The following is a 20,692-nucleotide window of genomic DNA, read 5'->3' as shown; positions in this document are numbered from 1 at the left end:
CACCGGCATGGGTTTTGTCCGTATGACTTCGCCGCGGCCCGTCGAGGTCACCGCGGTCTTTCCCGAACTGGCTCGTCCGGCGCGTCCCGCGATACGGCTGCACCTTCGTCCAGGGCCGCAGGCGGTTGGGGGACTTGAGCAGACGGCAGGCAGCCGGTGTGGACGTGGACAGCTCGTACGCGGAGTGTCCGGCGGAGTTCTACGAAGGCGGCGATCTGGCGGACGCTCCCGGCTGGAAGGTCGGTGGCTGGCCGCCGTGGGGCCGCACCGACCCGCGCCGCCGGTACTGCGCCGTCTGCGATGCCAGATGGTCCCGCTGCTGACCATCGCCTCCGTCCGGTGTGGCCGATACCGGCCCGCGGGGTCGTCCCGGGGTGTATATCTGTGCCTTCACCCGGGATGCCTTCACTCGGGCGGTCAAACGGGGAGACGCCCGCCGCCACCGTTCCGCGTGAGACGTGCGAGGTGAGACGTGCGAGGGGGAGGGCGGGGGATCTCGTGGAAGAGCTGTATGACAGCGGCTACTGGGAGGCGGAGGAGAGGCGGCGGGCCGCGACGGCCGCGGAGACGCTGACCTCCTACGACGCGGCGCTGGGCCGTCTGTCCCGTGCGCCGGAGGAGGTTCCCCTCACCCGTGCGACGATCGGCACGCCGAAGACCGATCCCTCGTGGCACGAGTTCCTCGTCACCATCCTCGTGTGCCTCCCCGTCGTGGGTGGCCTCTACTCGGCCTTCGGTGTGAGCCGTGCCTTCCCGGACGGTCCGCGGACGGCCGTCACGATCGGCGCGCCGGCCACTGCCGCGGTGGTCGTCCTGCTGCTCATGGTGGCGGTCTTGTGGCTGGCGGACAGACTGGACCGGGCCGGGCGGCGGGACGAGCTGCTCCGCACGGGCACGGCCATGGTGCTCGCCTGCGTCCGCGCCCTGGAGGCACCGGACGCCGACCGCGCCGGGCACCTTCGCCGGCTCGACGATCTGTACCGCCGGACCGAGCGCCTCGTCCTGCGTGCCCACCGTGTCCGCGGCACCATCGGCGGCTCCTCGCCGCGGCGGGCCGCCGCCCGGCAGCACGCCGAGCTGGTGGCGGGCGCGCTGCGCCGGGAGCTGTGCCGGGTGGACGCCGAGCCGGAGGAGGCGCTGCGGGACCTCGCCGGGAGGCTGGTGACGGTGTGCGAGCGCTATGCCGAGGGCCGGATCGGCGGGCTGCTGCCCGAGGCGGATCTCGTGGACGTGGAGCCGGTGACGGTGGCCCGTCAGGCGCTGCGGGAGTCGGCGCTCATGACGGCGGTGGTCTTCGTCGCGTTCTGCGGGGCCCTGGGGGCGTGGCTGGGCTGCCGGGCGGCCGGTGTGCCGGACGGCATCCTGCCACTGGCCGCGGTCGCGGGCCTGCTGCTCGGCGGGACCCTCGCCGGCGGCTGGCGGCGGACGGTGCGGTTGGTGGAGCTGCTGCCGGGCTTTTAGCGTTCCCGGGCCGCTGGTCCGGTCCGGATCCCGCGCGCGGGGTGAGGCGTCGCGGGACGGTACGGGGAGGTCCCGGCCGCTTCCGACTACGCGCACGGACAGCCCAGTTGAGGGAGCGCGCGGTTCGGCGAGCAGGTCACCACGGCCAGGGAGAGGTACGAGGGGCGTTCGAGGTAGCAGCCGTACGACACGTCGGCGCCCGAGCGCAGGCGTTCGGCGGCGGCGTCCACCAGCCGGGCCAGGCGCGCGGTGTCCCGGTCGGCCTCCGTCGCGAACCGGGGGGTGTATTCGGCCAGCCGCTCGCCGAGCCAGGCCGCCGCCTCCTTCGCCTCGTCCCAGGTGCCCCGGACCAGCGGGCGGGGCTTGACGAGCCAGTACGCCGTCTCCAGGGGCGGGAGGTCCGACGTGCGGAACTCGGCGGCGACCTGGCGGTAGCGGTCGATCAGTTCCGGTCTGCTCCCGGCCGGGGGCGGATCGGGGTGCGGGGGCCGCCGCAGGGCCTCGTCGTCGAAGCGTGTCTTCGGGCCGGTCCAGAGATAGGCGTGGTGGTGCACGAGCTGCTCCCGTTTCGAGGAGCGCCGGCCGGACGCGGGGAGGTGCCCGGTCCGGCCGGCGGCGGGGAGGGGAGGAGGGTCAGGCGCCGAGGCCGAAGCGGGCCGGGTCGATACCGGCGGCGTCCAGTTCCCCGGTGGTGAACCGCAACGGCTGCGCATCCGGCCGCTTGCTGTCGCCCAGCGCCCAGGCGTCCTCACCGATCCGGGCGAGGGTCACGCACCCCTCGGTACAGGGGCCGCCGCACGCCTTCGTGAACGAGGCCGCGCTGATGTCGAGGGCGTAGAGGTTGGTTCCGTCTGCATGACTGCACCTTCCAGCTCGTCTGACGCGGCCGGGTCCGGCCGCCGCCGCCCGTGGCGGGCGGGAGTGCACGAAGGGGGCGTGCGGCCTGGGTGTTTCCGCAGGTGAGCGGTGGACACGGACGGCTTGTCCCGGATCTCCGTGACCTCAGGGTGGCGGTCGGACGGGGGCGGGGACGAGTGTGGCACCCCGTACGGTGAGTCAGCGTACGGACACGAAGAGTGGACGGTACGTCTGATGATCCGTCAGGCCGCGTGGCGGCGGCGCGGCGCGGCGCGAGAAGGAAACGCCCCCTCGCCTATGCCGGGACAGGGTCCTCGAGCATGTTCAGGGCCTGGCGGGAGAGCAGGCGCTCCGCGGCGTCGTAGCTCCAGCCGCAGTCGACGACAAGCGATCGCCATGCCGACAGCCCCAAGCACAGCCACAGACGGTCCGCCGTACCGTTCACGTCAAGACGCGGAGCCACTGCGCCGATGGAGACCAGGTGCTCCGCGGCTTCGCGAAGCGCCTGGCGGTACTGCGTGACGACGTAGTCCCACACCTCCCGCGCTTTGGCGTCGCTCGCCATGGAGGAGTAGAGCAGGTCGATGGACGGAGCGAAGCGTTCGGTGTTGTCGCGGATGCCGTGCGCCAGGCATGCGACCGCCGAGGCGAGGTCCTCGCTCCGGAACACCTCCTCAAGGAGCCCGGTGGTCCGGGAGTCCGCCACGTCCGTGGCCAGGAGGGCATGCAGGAGCTCCGTCTTGGTCCCCACGCTCGCGTACAGCGTCTTGGTCGCGACGCCGGCCGCGCGAGCGATGTGCCCCATCGTCACCTGGGCATAGCCCTGCGCGATGAAGAGCTCACGCGCCGCCGCCAGGATGTCCTGCCGGGTCTGAGCCGCGCCCCGCTCACGCCGTGGCGATCGATAGCTCCGGGTCGGTGTGGACATGTCTCCACCTTACCCTGGGGTAAGGGTAAGCGTATTCATTGCAGATGCTGTAACTTCAAAATGGGATTTCCCTTCCGGACGGGAAGACCCTGCACCATGCACCCCTCAACCCGAAGGTTTCGCACCCCATGGACATGAACGCCGGGCGTGACTCACAAGCCGTCGTGGAAACGCGGCTCACCCATGAGACACACAGACTGGCCACCGGGCTGCTCGTGGACGCCGCCGACCACCCCTCCGTTCCTCGCCAAGCGCTCGCGCAGTTACGGGACTTCCTCATGGTGAACCTGCGTCACCACCACGAGACCGAGGACGAATGGCTGTGGCCGCTCATCCTGACCGCGGCGCCCGACGCGAAGCGCGCACTCGACGACCTGAGCGAAGAACACGAACGTCTGGACGCCGCGCTCGACCGCCTCGCCGACATCGGCCTCACCGGCGCGAAGGACCATGACGGCGACGATCTGAACGAAGACGACCGGCACGCACTGCGCGAGGCGGCCGTCGCGGTGCGCGACAGCGTGCGCGACCACCTGGACCACGAGGAACCGGTTCTGTTTCCCGCCCTGCGGGCGCACATCACGCCCGTGCAGTGGGCGGAGTTCGCCCAACGAGTCATCGCCACCACGCCCCCGGTGGCCGGGCATCTGATGATCGGCCTCCTCGACGAGGCGGGCACACCGGCCGAGGTGGAATCGATATTCGTGAACATGCCGCCGCCGATGAAGTCCCTGCTGCCCGCCCTGCGCGACCAGGCCGCCGCCGACCTGCGAGTGCTGCGAGGTATCGGCTCGTGACGGACACACACCTCGCCTGGCCGGACACGGCGTACGAGGCGATCACGGGCGACCTGACCGTCGCGGTCGCCTACCTCACCCCCGCCGGAGGGGCGGTGGTCACCAGCGTGTCACCGGTAGGGCTCGCGAACCGGGCAGCCAACCAGGTCAGTTTCACCACCTCGCTGGGCTTCCCGAAGAAACTGGAACGCATCCTGAACAACCCCCGCGTCGCCCTCGCCTATCACACGCGCACGCACGGATTCGCCGCCCACAGCCACTACGTCCTCGCCCAGGGCAAGGCATCGGTGGACCTTCAGCCCTCGGCGCAGCGGCTGGCAGAGCTGATGGACGCCACAGAGCCGTTCTTCGGGAAGACCAAGCACGGAAGAGTGTGGGACTGGCTGCTGCGCGAGTACCACCAAGAGCGCGTCTTCGTCGACGTAGGCCTGGAGCGCATCACCACCTGGCCCCACCTCTCGGCACACGGACCGGCAACCGTGACCGGCCCGTCCTGGCCACAGCACCCCGTCGAACAACGACCCCCGAAGAACGGCACGACACCCCGGATACCCGTCTCCCGGCTCGCCCGGCGGATCGCCGCCCTCCCGCATCGTCTGCTGGCGTACGAGGGGGCCGACGGCAGCCCCGTCATCCTCCCGGTGACGGTCACCGGACACGACGGGACCGGGCTGCGCCTCGGCGCACCGCCCGAACTCCTGCCACCAGGCGGACGCCGAGCCGGATTCCTCGCCCACGCGTTCCGACGGCAGTGCGTCGGTGTGAGCATGCGCACCGCCACCGGCTGGCTGACCGTCGACAACAACGGAGAGGCGTTGTACGCCCCCCACACATCGGTCGGCATGACAGCGCCGCCCAGCAGGACGGTCATGACCGTGGCCAACGGCCTGCTGGCCAAACAGGGACTGCGCCGCGCACGACGCAACGGCACCACCGCGCACCTGCACGACCTCGCAGCCGGCGTCCGCCCCGGCGCGTAGCCCGGATTCCGGGCCTTCAGGTGTGCAGGGCCGCGGCCCAACGCGTCGTCAGTCCGTTGACGGCTCCGACCGTGCCGTGACTGATCACGCCCGCCCCTCCGTCGCTTCCGGTCCTCGCGAGGGCAGAGCCGGAAGCGCCCGACCGACGAGCGGATTGAACTCCGCGGCCACCGGCCGGCGTCCCGGATCTCCGTCGTCCCGGAGTGGCGGTCGGACGGGGGCGGGGGCGAGTGTGGCAGCCCGTACGGTGAGTCAGCGTACGGACACGAAGAGTGGACGGTACGTCTGGTGAACCGTCAGGCTGGAGGTGGGCGCGGGCGGCGTGAGGAGCCGTCGTGGTGCGCGGTGCGGAGCAGAGGAAAGGGGCGGCGGATGGACGTGGTCGGTGTCGAGGGGGAGGCGGCGGCCGGGGGAGGCGCCGGTGCGCGGGCGGTTCCGGTGGGGGAGTGGGAGCGGGAGCCGCATCCGTCGGACAGCCTGCGGACGTTCGGGGCGTTCGTTCAGGCGCTGCGGGAACATGCTGGGCTGAGTCGGGCCGAGCTGGCCGCCCTTGTCCAATACTCCAAACACACGGTCGAGTCGGTGGAGTTGGGCCGGCGCATGCCGGACGAGGCGTTCGTGGAGCGTGCGGAGGAGGCCCTGGGCAACACGGGTGCGCTGCGGAAGGCCGCGCGGCATCTCACGCGGGGGGAGGCGGGGCTGGCGGCGTGGTTCCGACGGTGGGCTCGGCTGGAGCGGGAGGCGGTGAGCCTGTGCACGTACGAGTGCCGGCTGGTGCCGGGGTTGTTGCAGTCGGAGGCCTACGCGCGGGCGGTGTTCGACAACAGCATCCCGTTGCTGACCGACGAGCAAACAGAGGCGCAGGTCACGGCCCGAATGGAGCGACAGGCGATGATGCGGGAGCGGCCGACCGTGCCGTTCGGCTTCATCGTGGAGGAGTCGGTTTTCCGGCGTGGGCTGGGTGGGCTGCAGGTCCAGTCGAACATGCTGGACCACGTGCTTGAGCTGACCGCGCCGCGCAACGTGACGCTTCAAGTGGTGCCGATGGAGTTGGAGTTCCACGGGTGCCTGGACGGGCCGGTGCGAATCCTGGAAACCGCGGAGGGGCGGCGGCTCGGGTACTCGGAGGGGCAGCAGAACGGACGGCTGATCTCCGACGCGAAAGAGATGAGTCTGCTCTGCCGACGCTATGACACACTGCGCTCGCAGGCCCTCAACCCCAGGGAATCCCGGGACCTGCTGGAGCGACTGCGAGGAGAGCTATGAGTAGCGGCACGTCGGAACTCGCCTGGTTCAAGTCCAGCTACAGCGGCACCCAGGGGGACGACTGCGTGGAGGTCGCCGTCACCGAACAGGCCGTCCGCGTACGGGACTCCAAGGACGTGACCCGCCCGTCCTTCGCCGTCGGCCGCGAAGGCTGGGGGCAGTTCGTGCGGTTCGCGTCGGAGCGCTGAGCGACGTGAGGGCGTGCCGTCCGCTGGAGTGGCGGACGCCACGCCCTCACCGCGTTCGGGAGCCCCTGGTCTCGTCCGTGGGGCCGTGGCCGAGGGCCGCGCGGTTGATGAGACGGTCACCGAGGTCGCGCACAGGTGCGGGCTTCGGCTGCTGAGCTGTGCCCTTCGCCGTGGATGCGGTGCCGGGCCCGTACGCGACACCGCCGTGGCCGCGCACATCCACTGCACCGATAGGCGTCGTTCCCTCCTCGACATGGTCGCCGACGGCGGCACACCCGAGGCAACGCGATTCCGTGATGGCTGACTTGCGCCCTTTCGGTGTCCCCTCGCGGCGATCAGACTGCCGCCCACGAACGGGTACGAAGGGGAGGGGCTTCGCTCGTGGCTCGGCGTGGTCGGGGGGCCGTCGCCCGCAGGCGGCGGGCACGGCTGAAAGCGGTGGCAGTCGGTGGGGGCCTGGCGCTGGCCCTGCTGGTGGTGTTCTGGTCGGCCGTGTGGCCCTACGTCACCGGTGCGCTGGTCGTCGGCGGCGCGGGCGCAGCCGGCTGGCGGCTGTGGCGTACGGACCGGCTCCTGCGCGGACGGGACCGTCTCTGGCGGCAGGAGGAAGAGGTACGGGCCGGCCGGCGGACGCTCGGGGAGGTGGACGCGATGACCGGCACCGAGTTCGAGGACCTGATCGCCCTGCTCTGCCGGCGGGACGGCTGCACGGAGGTCCGGCGGGTGGGCGGCGCGAACGACAACGGCGCCGACGTCGTCGGGCGGCTCCCGGACGGGCGGACCCTGGTGATCCAGTGCAAGCGCTACGCGCCGAACCGCACGATCCCCAGCCGGGAGCTGCGCGACCTGCTGGGCGCCCGGGTGCACTTCGGCGCCGACCTCGCGGTGTTCGTGACGACGACGCGCTTCAGCCGGCCCTCCGAGGACTTCGCGCTGCGGAACGGGATCCTGGCCGTGCACCGGGATCTCCTCGGCCTGTGGAACAACGGGGCCACCTTGCAGTCCCTGAGCACGGTGAACGGGCGCGGGCAGGGCGACTCCCGCCACCGCTCGCGCTGGAAGCACGCCTACGGGAAGTGACCCCGCCCCCCACCTGCGGCGCGGACCGGCACGGCAGGGGGGAATCCGGGTCGGACGCACGCCCTCGATGCCCCTGACCCGGGATGTCGTCCGCATCGCGAGGCGGGTGTCCCAGCGGATTCTCACCGAGTGGGCCGCCGACCCCGCCCTGCCCCTCGAAGCCGACTGACGCACGGACGCCGCGCCCTCCCCGCCTCGACGCACGGGGGCGGGCGGCGCGGAGCGACTCGACGTCGGCCCTCCCTGGCTCGCGGAGTGCCCACCCCCCTGTTGCCGTGGCCCGAATGTATCCGCGCGACGTATCCCTGTTCGGGGCCGGCCGGAGAGGCCGATCTGCTCCAGGTCCTCTGGTGTGCCTACGACCACGCGCCGGACTGAGGAGGAGGAGCAGTCGGTGCGCTTCCGGAACGGGCACTCATGAGGCGTTGGGGACCGGGCCGGGAACCGAGTGGGCCGCACCCCGGAGTGGGGTGCGGCCGGGTGCGCGCCCTTGGTGTCAGCTGGCCGAGGATCTGGGGTCCGTCAGCCCTTGGCTGGGGACTGCGGTGTGCTCCGGGCTCGGGGCGGGGGCGGGGACGCGGTCCGTAGAGGAGGGGGTGGCGAAGATCTCGTCGAGGGTGGTGGCGTCGATGGCGCGGTCGAACCAGAGATTCAGGAGCGGCAAGTCGGTGCAGGTGGTGACGCGCTGTCGGGTCTCTTCCGTCAGCGAGAAGCCGCGGCGCTCCATCAGACGCAGCAACTGCTCGGCCTTTCCGGCCACGCGTCCTTCCTTGAGTCCTTCTTCCTGTCCTGCGAGGCGGGCGTCGCCCACGATGGCGCCTCGCCTGGGGGTGAAGAGGGTTTCCATCAGGTTCCTCCAGATTTTACGGGCGTGTTCGCTGCCCAAGCCGTCCTCGATCAGTCCCGCCAGGTCGTCCCGCGCCTCGCGGTCCGTGTCCTGGGCCAACGCCTCGCCCATGACCGTCAGTATGCCCTCGATGTCCGGGTCGTTGCTGTGGATCCACAGGCAGAACGCGGCGAAGTCCAGGTCGGCCGACGCGTCCTGGGTTCGGCTCAGACGCGGCACGTTGGCCGGGCCCAGCACGTGGGGCACTGTCACCTGAGGGGAGGGGACTGTATGTGCCCGACGCGGACAGGCCTGATGCCAGGCTGTGTGCCTGGTCAGGCCCGCAGGTCTTCCGTCAGGGGCAGGCACTCGGCGAGCAGGTCGACGACGTCGCGCCAGGCTCGCTGCGCGTGCTGTGGGTGGTACCCGACGCCGGGGACCGTGGGGTGGTCGACCGGCGGGTGGTGGAAGGCGTGCAAGGCGCCGCCGTAGACCGTGAGGCGCCAGTCGACGCCCGCGGCCTGCATCTCGGCGGTGAAAGCGTCCCGTTGCGCGGGCGGCATGATCGGGTCTTCCGACCCGACCCCGGCCCACACCGGGCAGCGAATGCGCGCTGCCTCGCCCGGTCGGCCCGTGGTAGTTGCGTTGACTGTCCCGATGGCGCGCAGGCTGACGCCGCCGCGCCCGAGTTCCAGCCCGACGGCGCCTCCGGTGCCGTAGCCGATGGCTGCGATCCGGTCGGGGTCGGTCCGCGGTTCGCTGCGCAACACGTCGAGCGCCGCATGGCCGATGCCCCGCATCCGGTCGGGATCAGCGAGCAGCGGCAGGCAACGGGCCAGCATCTCCTCGGGATCGCCCAGATAGCGCCCGCCGTGAAGGTCGAAGGCCAGCGCTACGTATCCCAGCTCGGCGAGAGCATCGGCCCGGCGGCGTTCGACGTCGCCGAGCCCCATGCCCTCTGGTCCGAGCAGCACCGCGGGCCGGCGGTCGACACCGGCCGGGAGCGCGAGGTGCCCGATCATCGTCAAACCGTCGGCCGGATACTCGACCGTACGCGTCGCAATCGTCGTCATGGGACTGGACTGTAGTGATCGTCGAGCCCGGCCCGGCCGGTGTTCTGCCGTCGGCAGAGCAGCGCGCGTGTCCTCTGGGATACGGGGCCGAGCCCTCACGGCTTCAAGATCATCCCGTTGCCCCGACGCGCCGGCCACGACCGGGGCGTTCCAACGGGCCGTCCCGCTCTCGGCCGGCGGTGTCGTACTCCAGGCAACCGAGACCGCGGCGGAACCGCCCGGGATGCCGCAGCTCGACTCTGCCCACCCGGAACTGCGCCACTTCCCCGCGGACGCCTCCCGCCTCGGCGGGTGACGTGGCGGTGCCGGCGAAGCTGTCCGCCGGGCAGGGCGTCGAACGGCTTCCCCTACTCCCCGAGCGTGGCGACGGCCTCCTCGTAACCGCCTGTCGGCGGCGCCGTGTCGGGCCCGTACACGAGGTTCAGCACGCCGGTCGTGAACGTCTCCGACTTCAGCAGCTTCAGCGGGATCGACGGCTCGCCCTCGTCGAACAGGCGCATGCCCTTGCGTACGGCGACGGGGTGGACCAGGAGGTGCAGTTCGTCGAGGAGGCCCGCGGCCAGCAGCTGCCGGACGACGGAGACCGACCCGCTCAGCGCGATGTCACCGCCCGGCTCGCCCTTCAGCGCGGCGGCGACCTCGGCGACGTCGCCCTCCGCCTGCTCGCTGTTCCGCGCCACCGCAGGTCGAGCCGGCTGCGGGAGAACACGATCTTCCGCATGTCGCCGAGTTGCTTGGCGAATCCGGCGTCCTCGCCGCCGGCCGTCTCCCGCCCGGGCCAGGCGCCGGCGAAGCTGTCGTACGTCGTGCGGCCGAACAGCAGCACCTCCGCGGTGTTCAGGCCCGCACCGACGGCGGCCCCCATCTCGTCGTTGAAGTACGGGAAGTGCCACTGGTCGGGCGCCTCGACGACGCCGTCGAGCGAGATGAACAGGCTGGCGGTGATCTTCCGGGGCATGGTGTCCTCCGACTCCGGGTGCTTGTGCTGGATACGACCGTGCCACCCGCCGGAACTCATCGGTGGGCGGCGCGCGACGGTTCGGACCGTGACCGGTGTCGTCGGAACCGCCCGGACGGTCTGCCACCCGCGCCCGCACCCGCACCCGCGCCCGAGCGGGCCGGCGTCTCACTCGCTGTGCAGCACCTGCGCGATCGTCAGCCGCGCCGCACGGCGCGCCGGGACGAAGGCGCCGAGGACGGCGATGGCCACGCCTGCCAGGGCGAGGCCGGCCAGGACCGGCACCTGCCAGACGTCCACCATGTACGGGGGGAGCGTGATGTCCACGGCGTCGGCCATCCGGGGCACGACCCAGTGGTGGCCCGCCATCCCCAACGGGACACCGGCCAGTGAGCCGGCCGCGCCGAGCACCGCCATCGACGTCACCGTCATGGTCGTCACCTGCCGTGGTGTCATGCCGATGGACTTGAGCACGCCCAGATCACGACGGCGGTCACGGGTGTTGAGGACGGCCGTGTTGAAGACGCCGAGCGCGGCGACCACGGCGAGCATGAGGGTGAGCACCGAGGCCGAGCCGACGATGGTCCGCGTGACGTTGTTCGGGCCGACCGGCACCGGATCGATCCCCGGGTCGGCGAGCCGGGCGGAACGCGCGTACGCCGCCCGGTCCGCGCCGTCACCGAGCTTCACGTGATAGGCGATCGGCTCCTCCCGCGGGGCGAACCGCGTCAGCGTCGCCCAGTCGGTGACGACCGTCTCGGCGTTGTTGTTCATGAGCGCGCCGACGACGGTGAACCCCTGCCGCCGGCCGTCCTTCTCCAGCCGGACGCGGTCGCCGAGCTCCAGGCCGTGCCGGTTCAGGAAGGCCGACGTGGCCACGATCTCACCGGTGCGGCCCGCCCAGCGGCCGTCGGTGAGGACGTCGTCCAGCCGGGGCCGGTCACCGCGGCGGCCCTCCAGCCACACCCGCTGGGCGGTGCCGGCGAGGCGCGTTTCGGCGTCCGCCCGTGCCGTGACCTCGCTCGCGCCGGGCAGGGAGCCGAGCTGGGCGTGGAGTTCGCGGTCGTCGTGGCGCGGGAGGATCTCCTTGCCGTCCTGGTATTTCGTCGCGTACACGGTGACGTCGTAGGCGTCCCGCCCGGCATCGCCGAACCGGGTCATCGTGGTGGCCAGCCCGGTCGCGAACGTCACGGTGGTCACGCCCAGGACGATGGCGGCCAGTGTGAGGGCGCTGCGACCCGGCCGGGCGAACGGCAGCCCGACGCCCAGGCTCACCGAACGCGGCAGCCGGCTGCCCGCCAGGCGGCGTTGCACGCCGAGCGCGCGCCCGGCGCGCGGAGCGCCGCCCGCGCTGATCGCGCGTGCCGCGGGGAGCCGGTGGGCGCGCAGTCCCGGAGCGAGCGCGGCCAGGACACACACGAGCGGCATGCCGAGCAGGGCGAGCGCGTTCACCCAGCCGGCGATGCCGACCTCGCCGTGGAACACGCCCGACGCGGGTCCCATGAACACGGCGTCGAAGAACGGCCGCGCCACCGCGTTGCCGAGTACGGTGCCCAGCGCGCAGCCGAGGAGCGAGGGGACGCCGGTCATCGTCAGGTAGACGGCGAGCACCTGCCCCGGTGTGAAGCCGAGGGACTTCAGGACGCCGATGTGCCGGAACCCCGAGATGACGGCGCCGCTGACCACGTTGGCGACGATGAGTACCGCCACCACGATGCCGAGGACGCCGAACGCCATCAGATAGGGGGTGTACGCCCGCGCCGAACTGCCGATCTGGTCCTTGAGGGTGAGATACGACTGCGAACCGGTCAGGGCGTCCTCGGGCAACCGGTCGGTCACGGCGGCCAGCCCGTCCCGCAGCCGGTCGGCCGACGAGGCGTCCTCGAAACGCAGGAGCATCTGTGTGGCCGTCGGGCGCAGGGCCGTGATCTGGCCGGGGGCGACCCAGGCGTTCGCCGTGCCGCTGAGGTCGAAGGCGAACCCGACGATGGTGAGGTCGGGCCCGGACCGGAGCTGGATCCGCCTGCCCAGGTCGTCGGCGCTCCAGTCCGACTGCCGGTTGACGACGACCTCGCCCGGCCGGGTCGCCCAGCGTCCGGCCCAGAGGTCCACCCGCCCCACCGGACCGCCGGGACCGGGACGGCCCGCCACGGTGATCGTGGACCCCAGACCGTAGTCCGCGGAGTCGGCCCGCAGTTCGACCGTCGCCTGCCGGAACGGTCCGGCGGCGCTCTCGACGCCCGGCTGCCGGGCCGCCCGCGCCAGTTCGGCGTCCGAGACCGCGTCGGAAGCGAACGAGGCGACGACGTGGGGGCCGCGCTGCTCGGCGAAGGCCCTGTCGAACGGCGCGGAGGCCGCGTCGACCAGTCCCAGCGCGATGACCGTCGCCCCGGTGGACACCAGCGTGACCAGACCGATCACCAGGGTCTGCAGCCTGCGTCGCCGCACGGCCGCGCGGGCCGCCCGCCAGACCGCCCTCACGCGGCCGGCTCCAGCCGGTGCTCGCCGGTCACCCGGCCGTCGGCCAGCAGCACGAGCCGGCTGGCGCAGCGCCGGGCCAGGCGCTCGTCGTGCGTCACGAGGACCAGCGTCTGGCCGATCTGGTTGAGGTCGAGCAGCAGGTCCATCACCTGCTCGCCGGTACGGCTGTCCAGTGCTCCGGTCGGCTCGTCGGCCAGCAGCAGGGCGGGACGGTTCATCAGCGCACGGGCCACCGCCACCCGCTGCCGCTCGCCACCGCTGAGCACCGCCGGGTAGGCACGGGCGCGGTCGGCGATCTCGAGCTCGTCGAACAGCTCCAGCGCGCGGCGGCGGGCCTGACCCGCGGGGGTGCCGGTCAGCTGTGCGGCCAGGGCGACGTTGTCGAGCGCCGACAGGTCGTCGATGAGGTTGAAGAACTGGAAGACCATCCCGATGTGCCGCCGCCGGTACAGGGCGAGCCCCTTCTCACTGAGCTCCCCCACGTTCTCGCCGCGCACGACGACGCTGCCGGCTGTCGGACGGTCCAGACCGGCGATCATGTTGAGCAGGGTGGACTTGCCGCACCCCGACGGCCCCATCACCGCCACCGCCTCCCCGGCCCGGATCTCCAGCGACACACCGTCCAGTGCCGTCGTCCCGCCGTACTCCTTGCGCACGCCGTCGAGTCGTACGACGGCCTCTCCCCTGATGTCCTCGGTGACCATGCACAGGACGCTAGGCCAGGCGCCGAGCGGCGGCATCCCTCCCCGGACGGCACTTCGGCGCCCGTCTCATCCCGGGGATGCAGGGGCCTGGACCCGTGGACGGATGCGTCCTCGGCCGGCGGTCTGCGAGAGTGAACTCCGTGTGGGACGGGGAGCCCGACGGGCTGATGGTGGCGCTGGGGGCGGTGTGTGCGGCCGTCGTATGGCTGGCCGTGGCACTGGTGAGGACGCGGCGCCGGTGGCGGGCGGCCGTGGGGGAGCGCGGTTGGCTGCTGGAGCGGGAGCGGGAGAGCGCCGCCCGGGCGGCCGTCGTCGCCGAACGCGACCGCATGGCCCGCGAGTTGCACGACATCGTCAGCCACAACGTCAGCCTCATGGTGGTGCAGGCCTCGGCCGCCCGTGAGGTGCTGGGCACGATGCCGGACGAGGCGGCGGGAGCCCTGCGCGCGGTGGAGGACGCGGGCCGGGGCGCCATGACCGACCTCCGCCACCTGCTGGGCGTGCTGGCGCCGTCACCGGACGGCGAGGACAGCGGTCCGGAGGCGGGCGGGGCCGGTGCCGACGACACGGCCGACCTGGCGCCACAGCCCGGCCTCGACCGGCTGGGCCCCCTGGTGGACCGGATATCGTTCGCCGGACTGCCCGTCGACGTGCGGATCTCCGGCGAGCCGCGACCGCTGCCGCGGGGCGTCGACGTGACCGCCTACCGCATCGTCCAGGAGGCGCTGACCAATGCGCTGCGGCACGGCGACGGTGGGAGGGCCGAGGTGACCGTGCGCTACAGCGACCACACCCTGCGCGTGGAGGTGTTGAACACGGGCCCCAGCGTGCTGACGGGCGCGCCGCCCGCGCCACCGGCGCCGGCCCGCACGGCCGCCCTGCGGCGGCAGGGCGCCGGCCGGGGGCTGCTGGGCCTGCACGAACGGGTCGCGGTGTACGGAGGGGACCTGGACGCCCGGCGCCGCCTCGGCGGCGGCTACCGCGTGCGGGCCCGCATCCCCCTGGACCGCCCATGACACCGGACGCGGCCGGGCCCGGGCCTCGCGTACTCGTCGCCGACGACCAGACACTGATCAGGACCGGCTTCCGGCTGATCCTCACCGCCCGCGGGATCGAGGTGGTGGGCGAGGCCGCGGACGGGGTGGAAGCGGTCGCGGCGGCACGCCGACTCCGGCCGGACGTCGTGCTGATGGACATCCGTATGCCGAACATGGACGGTCTGGAGGCCACCCGCCGCATCCTGGAGCGCGCCCCCGAGTGCAGGGTGATCATGCTGACCACCTTCGACCTGGACCGCTACGTGTACGGCGCGCTGGCGCTCGGGGCCAGCGGCTTCCTGCTCAAGGACGTCACCCCGGAGCACCTGGCGGCGGCCGTACGACTGGTCGGCACCGGTGACGCCCTGCTCGCCCCGTCGATCACCCGCCGCCTGGTGGAGCGGTACGCCGCGCAGGCCGCCCGCACACCCGCCGTGCCCGCCGGCCTCTCGGCCCTGACCCCCCGTGAGACCGAGGTCCTGTCCCTGCTGGGACGCGGCCTGTCCAACACCGAACTCGCCGCCGAACTGACCCTGAGCGAAGCCACGGTGAAGTCCCACGTGGCGCGGATCTTCGCCAAGCTGTCGCTCAGGGACCGGGCCCAGGCCGTCGTACTCGCCTATGAGACGGGACTGGTCAGGCCCGGCGGGTGAAGCAACGGTGAGCGGTGAGATCGCCTGGGCCGCCCTGGCGTCCCTCCCGGCCGGGTGTGCTGTGTGCCGGGTACCTCTCGCGGAGCGCTGACAGCCGGACCGTCCGTCCTACCGGATGAGTAAGGGGGAGGCGGACCCACGGACGGCTCAGACGGAGTCCAGCCGACTGGGGTGCTCCGCCCCCGGCACATCGCCCGCCATCCGGCGCGGATCCGTGACGCTGCCCAGCCAGCCCAGCAGGAAGCCGGCCGGCGCCGTCACCAGGCCCGGGATCGTCACGTCCCAGACCCGGAAGTCCAGCCCCGGGAAGATCGCCCCGGGGGTGCCGGACACGTACGGCGACAGCGCGAGCGCGGCGACGCTCAGCGCCGTCGCCCCCCACAGGCACCACAGGGCGCCGCGCGAGGTGAACCCGGGCCAGTAGAGGGCGTACAGCAGGACGGGCGCGAGGGCGGCGCCGCAGACGGTCAGCCAGAGCGTGGAGACGACCACCAGGTTCCAGTCGGCGACGACGACCGCCACGACCGAGCACACCGCCCCCGTCACGGCGGCCGACCACCGCGACACGGCAGCCTCCCTCGTGCCGTACGCACCCAGCACGTCCCGGCCCAGGGCGATCCCGGCGGCGAGGGTCACGTCCACCACGGCCGCGAGCGCGGTGAGGAAGAGGACGCAGGCCAGGGCCGCGACCAGGAATCCGCCGCTGTCGAGCGCCCGCCCGAGCATCAGCGGCGTGAACACCTGCGCCGCCGGGCCCGCCTCACGCAGTGCCTCGCCGACGAGGGCCGCCGCGCCCACACCGACGACGGCCAGCGCGCCGTACAGCAGGACGAGTTCGCCGAGCATCCAGCGGCCGCCGGCCCGGGCCCCGCGCGGACTCTTCGTCGAGATCGCCCGCATCAGCACGGCGGGCATCGCCAGCGTGGCCAGCGACATGCCGAAGATCTGCCCGATGCGGTTCACGGCACCCACCCAGCCGTCACCGGTGTAGCCGCCCGGACGCAGGTACGCCTCGCCCATCCCGGAGCCGAGCGCGGCCGCGTCGAGCAGCCGCCCCATGTCCCCGCCGAAGCGGTCGAGCACGAGCACGGCGGCGACCACCAGCACGGGCAGGGCGATAGCCGACTTCGTGATCATCACCACACCCGTGCCCCGGATCCCGCCACTGACGGCCAGCGCCGTCATCACGCAGCCGATCACCGCGATGCAGCCACTGCGCACCCCGGGCTGACCGATCAGCGCCGCGGCGACGTTGCCGACCACCACCAACTGCACGATCAGCAGCGGGAAACAGACGAACAGGGTCACCGCGCCCCACGAGACGCGCACCGCGGGCCCGCCACTGTCGCGCGCGTCCAGCACGTCCGCTGCGGTCAGCGAGGCGTGCCTGCGCAGCGGCTCGACGACCAGCACGAGGAACAGCATGACCCCGACCAGACTGCCCAGCATGACGCCGAGGCCGTCGAAGCCGAACGTGGCCACCATGCCCACCAGCACGGTGACCGTGGCGACTGTGGTGGTGTCGCCGCCCATCGCGATGCCCTGCTGCCAGGAGCGCAGGCGGCGGTGGTCGGACCGTACGAGCGCCCGGTCGTCCTCGTCGGCGCCGGTGACGACGCACAGCATCAGGCAGACCACGACGAACACGCAGAACACGGCGAAGACCAGGGACCGGGACGAGGGATCGAGCAGCGTGGTCACTCCCACCTCCGGGCGCCCGGCTGCGGCTCGACCAGGTCGACCCGCCGCCCGTACGTCACCAGCGCGTGCGCACCGACGGCGAGGGGCACCACGGCCAGCAGAACGCCGAGGCTCACCGGTCCGGTGACCCGCGTGCCGTACACGTCCGGGACGAGGGCGGCGAGCAGCACGTAGAGCAGCCAGACGGCGGCGATCCGCAGCCCGAGCCGCAGCCCGACGGCCAGCCGCGCCGCCTCCTCGGCGTCCTGCCGTTCGTGCTCCGCCGCGGGGGGTGCGGAGGCTGTGGGTTCGTCGGGGTGCGGCGGCCCGTGCTGCCAGGGCTGCGGTCCGAAGGACATGGGGTGGCTCCGCTCACGTCGGTCCGGCACCCCGGAAGGGGGTGCGCGTCGGGGTGGGGGTGGGCGGGGAGTCAACCAGACTCCCGCCCACCTCCACGCGCCTGGAGCGCAGATCTGTTCCCCCGCCCAATCCGGAGCCGCGCGGACAGTGAGCGGGCACTGCCCGACCGGACACCGGGGAGGCGCCGCGCGAACGCCTCCGAACGTCATGGAAGGATCGGTGGAACAGCAGAACGACAGGGGAAGCTGAGACGTGGTCGCCCTCTACTCCTCCGCGCTGGACGGAGTGGCCGCCAACCCGGCCCTCCCCACACCGCTGCTGCTGCGGCTGATCGCGTTCGACGGCGGAGGGCACGGCCCGCCCTTCCAGGCCCTCCACCGGCCGGGGCTGCCCGAGACGGCCGTGGCCGCCGTCCTCACCCACCCGGTGCTGGACGTGCGCGTCCAGTTCGCGGTGAGCGGCCAGGCGGAGCCCGAGCAGCGTGCCCGGCTCGCGGACGACCCCTCGCCCAAGGTGCGGGCCGCCGTCGCGGGCGGACCCGAGTGGACCCACGATCCCCGGAAGAAGGTCCGTCCGCTGCCGGACGCCGTGTGCCGGCGTCTCCTCGACGACCCCGAACCGGCCGTACGGGGCGCACTGCTGAGCTCGCCCCACGTGTCGCCGTCCTTCCTCGCCTCCCTGGTCCGGCATCCGGACCCGGCCGCACGACGTGCCGCCCTGCGCGTCTGGGACGAACTGACGGCGGACGGGCGCGCCACCCTGCTCGACGACTCCGACCCCGAGGTGCGGCGGTCGGCCGCGCTGTGCGCGTGCCCGCGCGACGCACGGCTCACGGCGGCGCTGCTCCGCGACCCCGCCACCGCGCCCGAGGCGCTTCGCCGGGGGCTTCTCGACCGCGCGCACGCCGAGCGGTTCCTCGCCGAGGGCGCCCACCTGGTCGAGCTCGCCGGCAATCCGTCCCTGCCGGCCGACCTCGTGGACCGGCTCGCCGACGACCCCGACGACGAGGTGCGGCTCGCCGTCTCCCTCCGGCCCGAGCTGACCGAAGCCCGACGCGCCGCGATCGACGTCACTGTCGCCGCGCACGCACGGGGGGACGTGGACTGGGTTGCGGCCGGCATCGCCGACCCGGAGGTGCTGCGCCGGGCCGCGACCTCCACCCACCCCCTGCTGCGCCGCGCCGCGGCCCGCAGCCCCCATCTGCCCCCGGATCTCCTGACGCTCCTGGGCGAAGACGCGGACGTCATCGTGCGCACCCACCTGGCCGTGCATCACCCCGACACCCCCGAAGAAGTCCTGATGAGCGTGTACGCACGGCTCGGCGGAACCTTCTCCGCCTGGATGGCGACCGGCCATCCCCGCTTCCCCCGCGAAGGGATGGCCGCCCGCTACGCCGGCCATCCGGAGGGGATCTACCGGCAACTGGCCGTCCGCGACCCCGCCGCCGGCCCCGATCTGATCGAGCGGCTCAGCCACGACCCGGACGTCCGGACGCGCCAGGCGGCGACCCGCGACCCGCGCCTGCCGCTTCCCCGTCTCCTGGAGGCCCTCGCCCTGCCCGAACTGGCTTACAGCGCGGGCGCCAACCCGGCCCTTCCCCCTGATGAGATGGCCGCCGTCATGGACGAGGCGGGCGTGCCCGGATGACGTCGGACACCCGGTGACGCCGCGACCGAGGTGCTCGGGTCGTCAACAGACAGGCGGCCACACCGCGAAGGGCGAAGGGCCGACCCCGCGCCCTCTTCCGGGTGGTCGACGCGGGCTGGGTACCCGCGTCGACACCAGCATTCAGGACGACACCGTCGCGTCAGATGTCGCGGAAGATCTCGATCTGTGCCCCGATCGAGTTCAGCCGCTCCGCCAGGTCCTCGTAACCGCGGTTGATGACGTACACGTTGCGCAGGACGGACGTGCCCTCCGCTGCCATCATGGCCAGCAGGACGACAACGGCCGGGCGCAGGGCCGGCGGGCACATCATCTCGGCGGCGCGCCAGCGGGTCGGGCCCTCGACCAGTACCCGGTGCGGGTCGAGGAGCTGGAGCCGGCCGCCGAGGCGGTTGAGGTCGGTCAGGTAGATGGCGCGGTTGTCGTAGACCCAGTCGTGGATGAGGGTTTTGCCCTGGGCCGTCGCCGCGATCGCGGCGAAGAAGGGGACGTTGTCGATGTTGAGGCCGGGGAACGGCATCGGGTGGATCTTGTCGATGGGCGCCTCCAGCTTGGAGGGCCGGACGGTGAGGTCCACCAGCCGGGTGCGGCCGTTGTCGGCGAAGTACTCGGGTGTGCGGTCGTGGTCGAGGCCCATCTCCTCCAGGACCGCCAGCTCGATCTCCAGGAACTCGATGGGGACCCGGCGGACCGTCAGCTCGGACTCCGTCACGACGGCCGCGGCCACCAGGCTCATCGCCTCGACCGGGTCCTCGGAGGGGGAGTAGTCGACGTCGGCGTCGATGGTGGGCACGCCGTGCACGGTGAGCGTGGTGGTGCCGATGCCGTCGACCTTGACGCCCAGGGCCTCCAGGAAGAAGCACAGGTCCTGGACCATGTAGTTGGAGGAGGCGTTGCGGATGACGGTGGTGCCGTCGTGCCGGGCGGCGGCGAGCAGCGCGTTCTCGGTGACGGTGTCGCCGCGCTCGGTCAGCACGATCGGGCGGTCCGGGGCGACGGAGCGGTCGACCACCGCGTGGTACTGGCCCTCGGTCGCGGCGATGTCCAGGCCGAACCGGCGCAGCGCGATCATGTGCGGTTCGACGGTGCGCGTGCCGAGGTCGCAGCCGCCGGCGTACGGCAGCATGAAGCGGTCCGCGCGGTGCAGCAGCGGGCCGAGGAACATGATGATGGAGCGGGTGCGGCGGGCGGCGTCCGCGTCGATGGCGGCGAGGTTCAGCTCGGCCGGGGGCACGATCTCCAGGTCGACGCCGTCGTTGATCCAGCGGGTGCGCACGCCGATGGAGTTCAGCACCTCGAGCAGGCGGTAGACCTCCTCGATGCGGGCGACGCGGCGCAGCACCGTGCGCCCGCTGTTGAGCAGCGAGGCGCACAGCAGCGCCACACACGCGTTCTTGCTCGTCTTGACGTCGATGGAGCCGGACAGGTGCCGGCCGCCGACCACGCGCAGGTGCATCGGGCCCGCGTAGCCCAGGGAGACGATCTCGCTGTCCAGCGCCTCGCCGATACGGGCGATCATCTCAAGGCTGATGTTCTGGTTGCCGCGCTCGATGCGGTTGACGGCGCTCTGGCTGGTACCGAGCGCCTCGGCGAGCTGTGTCTGTGTCCAGCCGCGGTGTTGCCGGGCGTCGCGGATGAGCTTGCCGATGCGTACGAGGTAGTCGTCTGCCATGAGGTTGAGGCTATCTCAGATATGA

At 72.5% G+C, this 20,692-nt stretch carries 20 protein-coding genes and 1 pseudogene; 10 read left to right on the top strand and 11 right to left on the bottom strand.

The window, feature by feature from the left end; translation table 11 throughout:
• The first annotated feature begins 134 nt into the window (after positions 1-134).
• Both ACZ6A9_RS13245 and ACZ6A9_RS13240 read left to right on the top strand, forming a co-directional pair.
• Positions 135-323, top strand: a complete 189-nt coding sequence (locus ACZ6A9_RS13245; RefSeq protein WP_468983832.1) for a hypothetical protein — start codon at positions 135-137, stop codon at positions 321-323.
• 175 nt (positions 324-498) lie between these two features.
• Positions 499-1,461 carry a hypothetical protein gene (locus ACZ6A9_RS13240; protein ID WP_468983829.1) on the top strand — a complete coding sequence of 321 codons (963 nt, stop codon included), beginning with the start codon at positions 499-501 and terminating at the stop codon, positions 1,459-1,461.
• A gap of 86 nt (positions 1,462-1,547) precedes the next feature.
• On the opposite strand, the gene ACZ6A9_RS13235 is transcribed toward ACZ6A9_RS13240, so the two are convergent.
• The 3 genes from ACZ6A9_RS13235 to ACZ6A9_RS13225 form a co-directional block, all read right to left on the bottom strand.
• A complete protein-coding gene (locus ACZ6A9_RS13235) occupies positions 1,548-2,015 on the bottom strand; it encodes a hypothetical protein (RefSeq protein ID WP_468983827.1) in 468 nt (155 codons plus the stop codon).
• 79 nt (positions 2,016-2,094) lie between these two features.
• Complete coding sequence (locus tag ACZ6A9_RS13230) at positions 2,095-2,286, bottom strand: DUF397 domain-containing protein (RefSeq protein ID WP_468984597.1); 192 nt, start codon at positions 2,284-2,286, stop codon at positions 2,095-2,097.
• Positions 2,287-2,614: 328 nt separating this feature from the next.
• A complete protein-coding gene (locus ACZ6A9_RS13225; RefSeq protein WP_468983824.1) occupies positions 2,615-3,247 on the bottom strand; it encodes a TetR/AcrR family transcriptional regulator in 633 nt (210 codons plus the stop codon).
• Positions 3,248-3,375: 128 nt separating this feature from the next.
• On the opposite strand from ACZ6A9_RS13225, the gene ACZ6A9_RS13220 reads away from it, so the two are divergent.
• The 5 genes from ACZ6A9_RS13220 to ACZ6A9_RS13200 all read left to right on the top strand — a co-directional run bounded on the left by ACZ6A9_RS13220 (position 3,376) and on the right by ACZ6A9_RS13200 (position 7,558).
• Complete coding sequence (locus tag ACZ6A9_RS13220; RefSeq protein WP_468983821.1) at positions 3,376-4,044, top strand: hemerythrin domain-containing protein; 669 nt, start codon at positions 3,376-3,378, stop codon at positions 4,042-4,044.
• Positions 4,041-5,024, top strand: a complete 984-nt coding sequence (locus tag ACZ6A9_RS13215) for a hypothetical protein (RefSeq protein WP_468983818.1) — start codon at positions 4,041-4,043, stop codon at positions 5,022-5,024. Before ACZ6A9_RS13220 ends, ACZ6A9_RS13215 begins: the two co-directional genes overlap by 4 nt.
• A 372-nt stretch (positions 5,025-5,396) precedes the next feature.
• Positions 5,397-6,290 carry a helix-turn-helix domain-containing protein gene (locus ACZ6A9_RS13210; protein ID WP_468983815.1) on the top strand — a complete coding sequence of 298 codons (894 nt, stop codon included), beginning with the start codon at positions 5,397-5,399 and terminating at the stop codon, positions 6,288-6,290.
• Positions 6,287-6,478 carry a DUF397 domain-containing protein gene (locus tag ACZ6A9_RS13205; RefSeq protein WP_468983812.1) on the top strand — a complete coding sequence of 64 codons (192 nt, stop codon included), beginning with the start codon at positions 6,287-6,289 and terminating at the stop codon, positions 6,476-6,478. Before ACZ6A9_RS13210 ends, ACZ6A9_RS13205 begins: the two co-directional genes overlap by 4 nt.
• 438 nt (positions 6,479-6,916) lie before the next feature.
• Positions 6,917-7,558, top strand: a complete 642-nt coding sequence (locus ACZ6A9_RS13200) for a restriction endonuclease (protein ID WP_468983809.1) — start codon at positions 6,917-6,919, stop codon at positions 7,556-7,558.
• 496 nt (positions 7,559-8,054) lie between these two features.
• On the opposite strand, the gene ACZ6A9_RS13195 is transcribed toward ACZ6A9_RS13200, so the two are convergent.
• The 5 genes and pseudogenes from ACZ6A9_RS13195 to ACZ6A9_RS13175 form a co-directional block, all read right to left on the bottom strand.
• On the bottom strand, positions 8,055-8,657 hold the full coding sequence (locus tag ACZ6A9_RS13195) for a hypothetical protein (RefSeq protein WP_468983806.1): 603 nt from the start codon (positions 8,655-8,657) through the stop codon (positions 8,055-8,057).
• Between the two features lie 62 nt (positions 8,658-8,719).
• Entirely contained in the window at positions 8,720-9,457 is a 738-nt protein-coding gene (locus ACZ6A9_RS13190) for a dienelactone hydrolase family protein (protein ID WP_468983803.1), read from the bottom strand.
• Between the two features lie 347 nt (positions 9,458-9,804).
• Positions 9,805-10,415 (bottom strand): annotated as a pseudogene (locus ACZ6A9_RS13185) (dihydrofolate reductase family protein).
• A 168-nt stretch (positions 10,416-10,583) separates the two neighbouring features.
• Entirely contained in the window at positions 10,584-12,896 is a 2,313-nt protein-coding gene (locus tag ACZ6A9_RS13180; protein ID WP_468983800.1) for an ABC transporter permease, read from the bottom strand.
• The gene (locus ACZ6A9_RS13175) at positions 12,893-13,600 is read right to left on the bottom strand and encodes an ABC transporter ATP-binding protein (protein WP_468983797.1); all 708 of its coding nucleotides are present in this window, start codon (positions 13,598-13,600) and stop codon (positions 12,893-12,895) included. The genes ACZ6A9_RS13180 and ACZ6A9_RS13175 overlap by 4 nt, the downstream gene beginning before the upstream one ends.
• 140 nt (positions 13,601-13,740) lie before the next feature.
• Here ACZ6A9_RS13175 and ACZ6A9_RS13170 point away from each other — a divergent pair, with 140 nt between their 5' ends.
• A complete protein-coding gene (locus ACZ6A9_RS13170) occupies positions 13,741-14,616 on the top strand; it encodes a sensor histidine kinase (protein ID WP_468983794.1) in 876 nt (291 codons plus the stop codon).
• Positions 14,613-15,290: a response regulator gene (locus ACZ6A9_RS13165; protein WP_468983791.1), complete on the top strand. Its 678-nt coding sequence runs from the start codon at positions 14,613-14,615 to the stop codon at positions 15,288-15,290. The genes ACZ6A9_RS13170 and ACZ6A9_RS13165 overlap by 4 nt, the downstream gene beginning before the upstream one ends.
• Before the next feature lie 147 nt (positions 15,291-15,437).
• Here the strand turns inward: ACZ6A9_RS13165 and ACZ6A9_RS13160 are convergent, their stop codons facing one another.
• Positions 15,438-16,991, bottom strand: coding sequence for a sodium:solute symporter family transporter (locus ACZ6A9_RS13160; protein WP_468983788.1), 1,554 nt, complete (start codon positions 16,989-16,991; stop codon positions 15,438-15,440).
• Positions 16,988-17,329 carry a hypothetical protein gene (locus ACZ6A9_RS13155; RefSeq protein WP_468983785.1) on the bottom strand — a complete coding sequence of 114 codons (342 nt, stop codon included), beginning with the start codon at positions 17,327-17,329 and terminating at the stop codon, positions 16,988-16,990. Before ACZ6A9_RS13155 ends, ACZ6A9_RS13160 begins: the two co-directional genes overlap by 4 nt.
• 253 nt (positions 17,330-17,582) lie before the next feature.
• Between ACZ6A9_RS13155 and ACZ6A9_RS13150 the strand changes: the two genes are divergently transcribed.
• Positions 17,583-18,977 (top strand): Mucin-2, encoded by a 1,395-nt coding sequence (locus ACZ6A9_RS13150; protein ID WP_468983783.1) that lies wholly within the window; start codon positions 17,583-17,585, stop codon positions 18,975-18,977.
• 160 nt (positions 18,978-19,137) lie between these two features.
• Here ACZ6A9_RS13150 and ACZ6A9_RS13145 read toward each other — a convergent pair whose 3' ends face one another.
• Positions 19,138-20,667 (bottom strand): helix-turn-helix domain-containing protein, encoded by a 1,530-nt coding sequence (locus ACZ6A9_RS13145; RefSeq protein WP_468983781.1) that lies wholly within the window; start codon positions 20,665-20,667, stop codon positions 19,138-19,140.
• Positions 20,668-20,692: the final 25 nt, after the last annotated feature.

This window comes from Streptomyces sp. NPDC041124 (assembly GCF_055592385.1).
The sequence above is the reverse complement of the archived record's forward strand: the minus strand, read 5'-3'. Positions and strand labels throughout refer to the sequence as shown.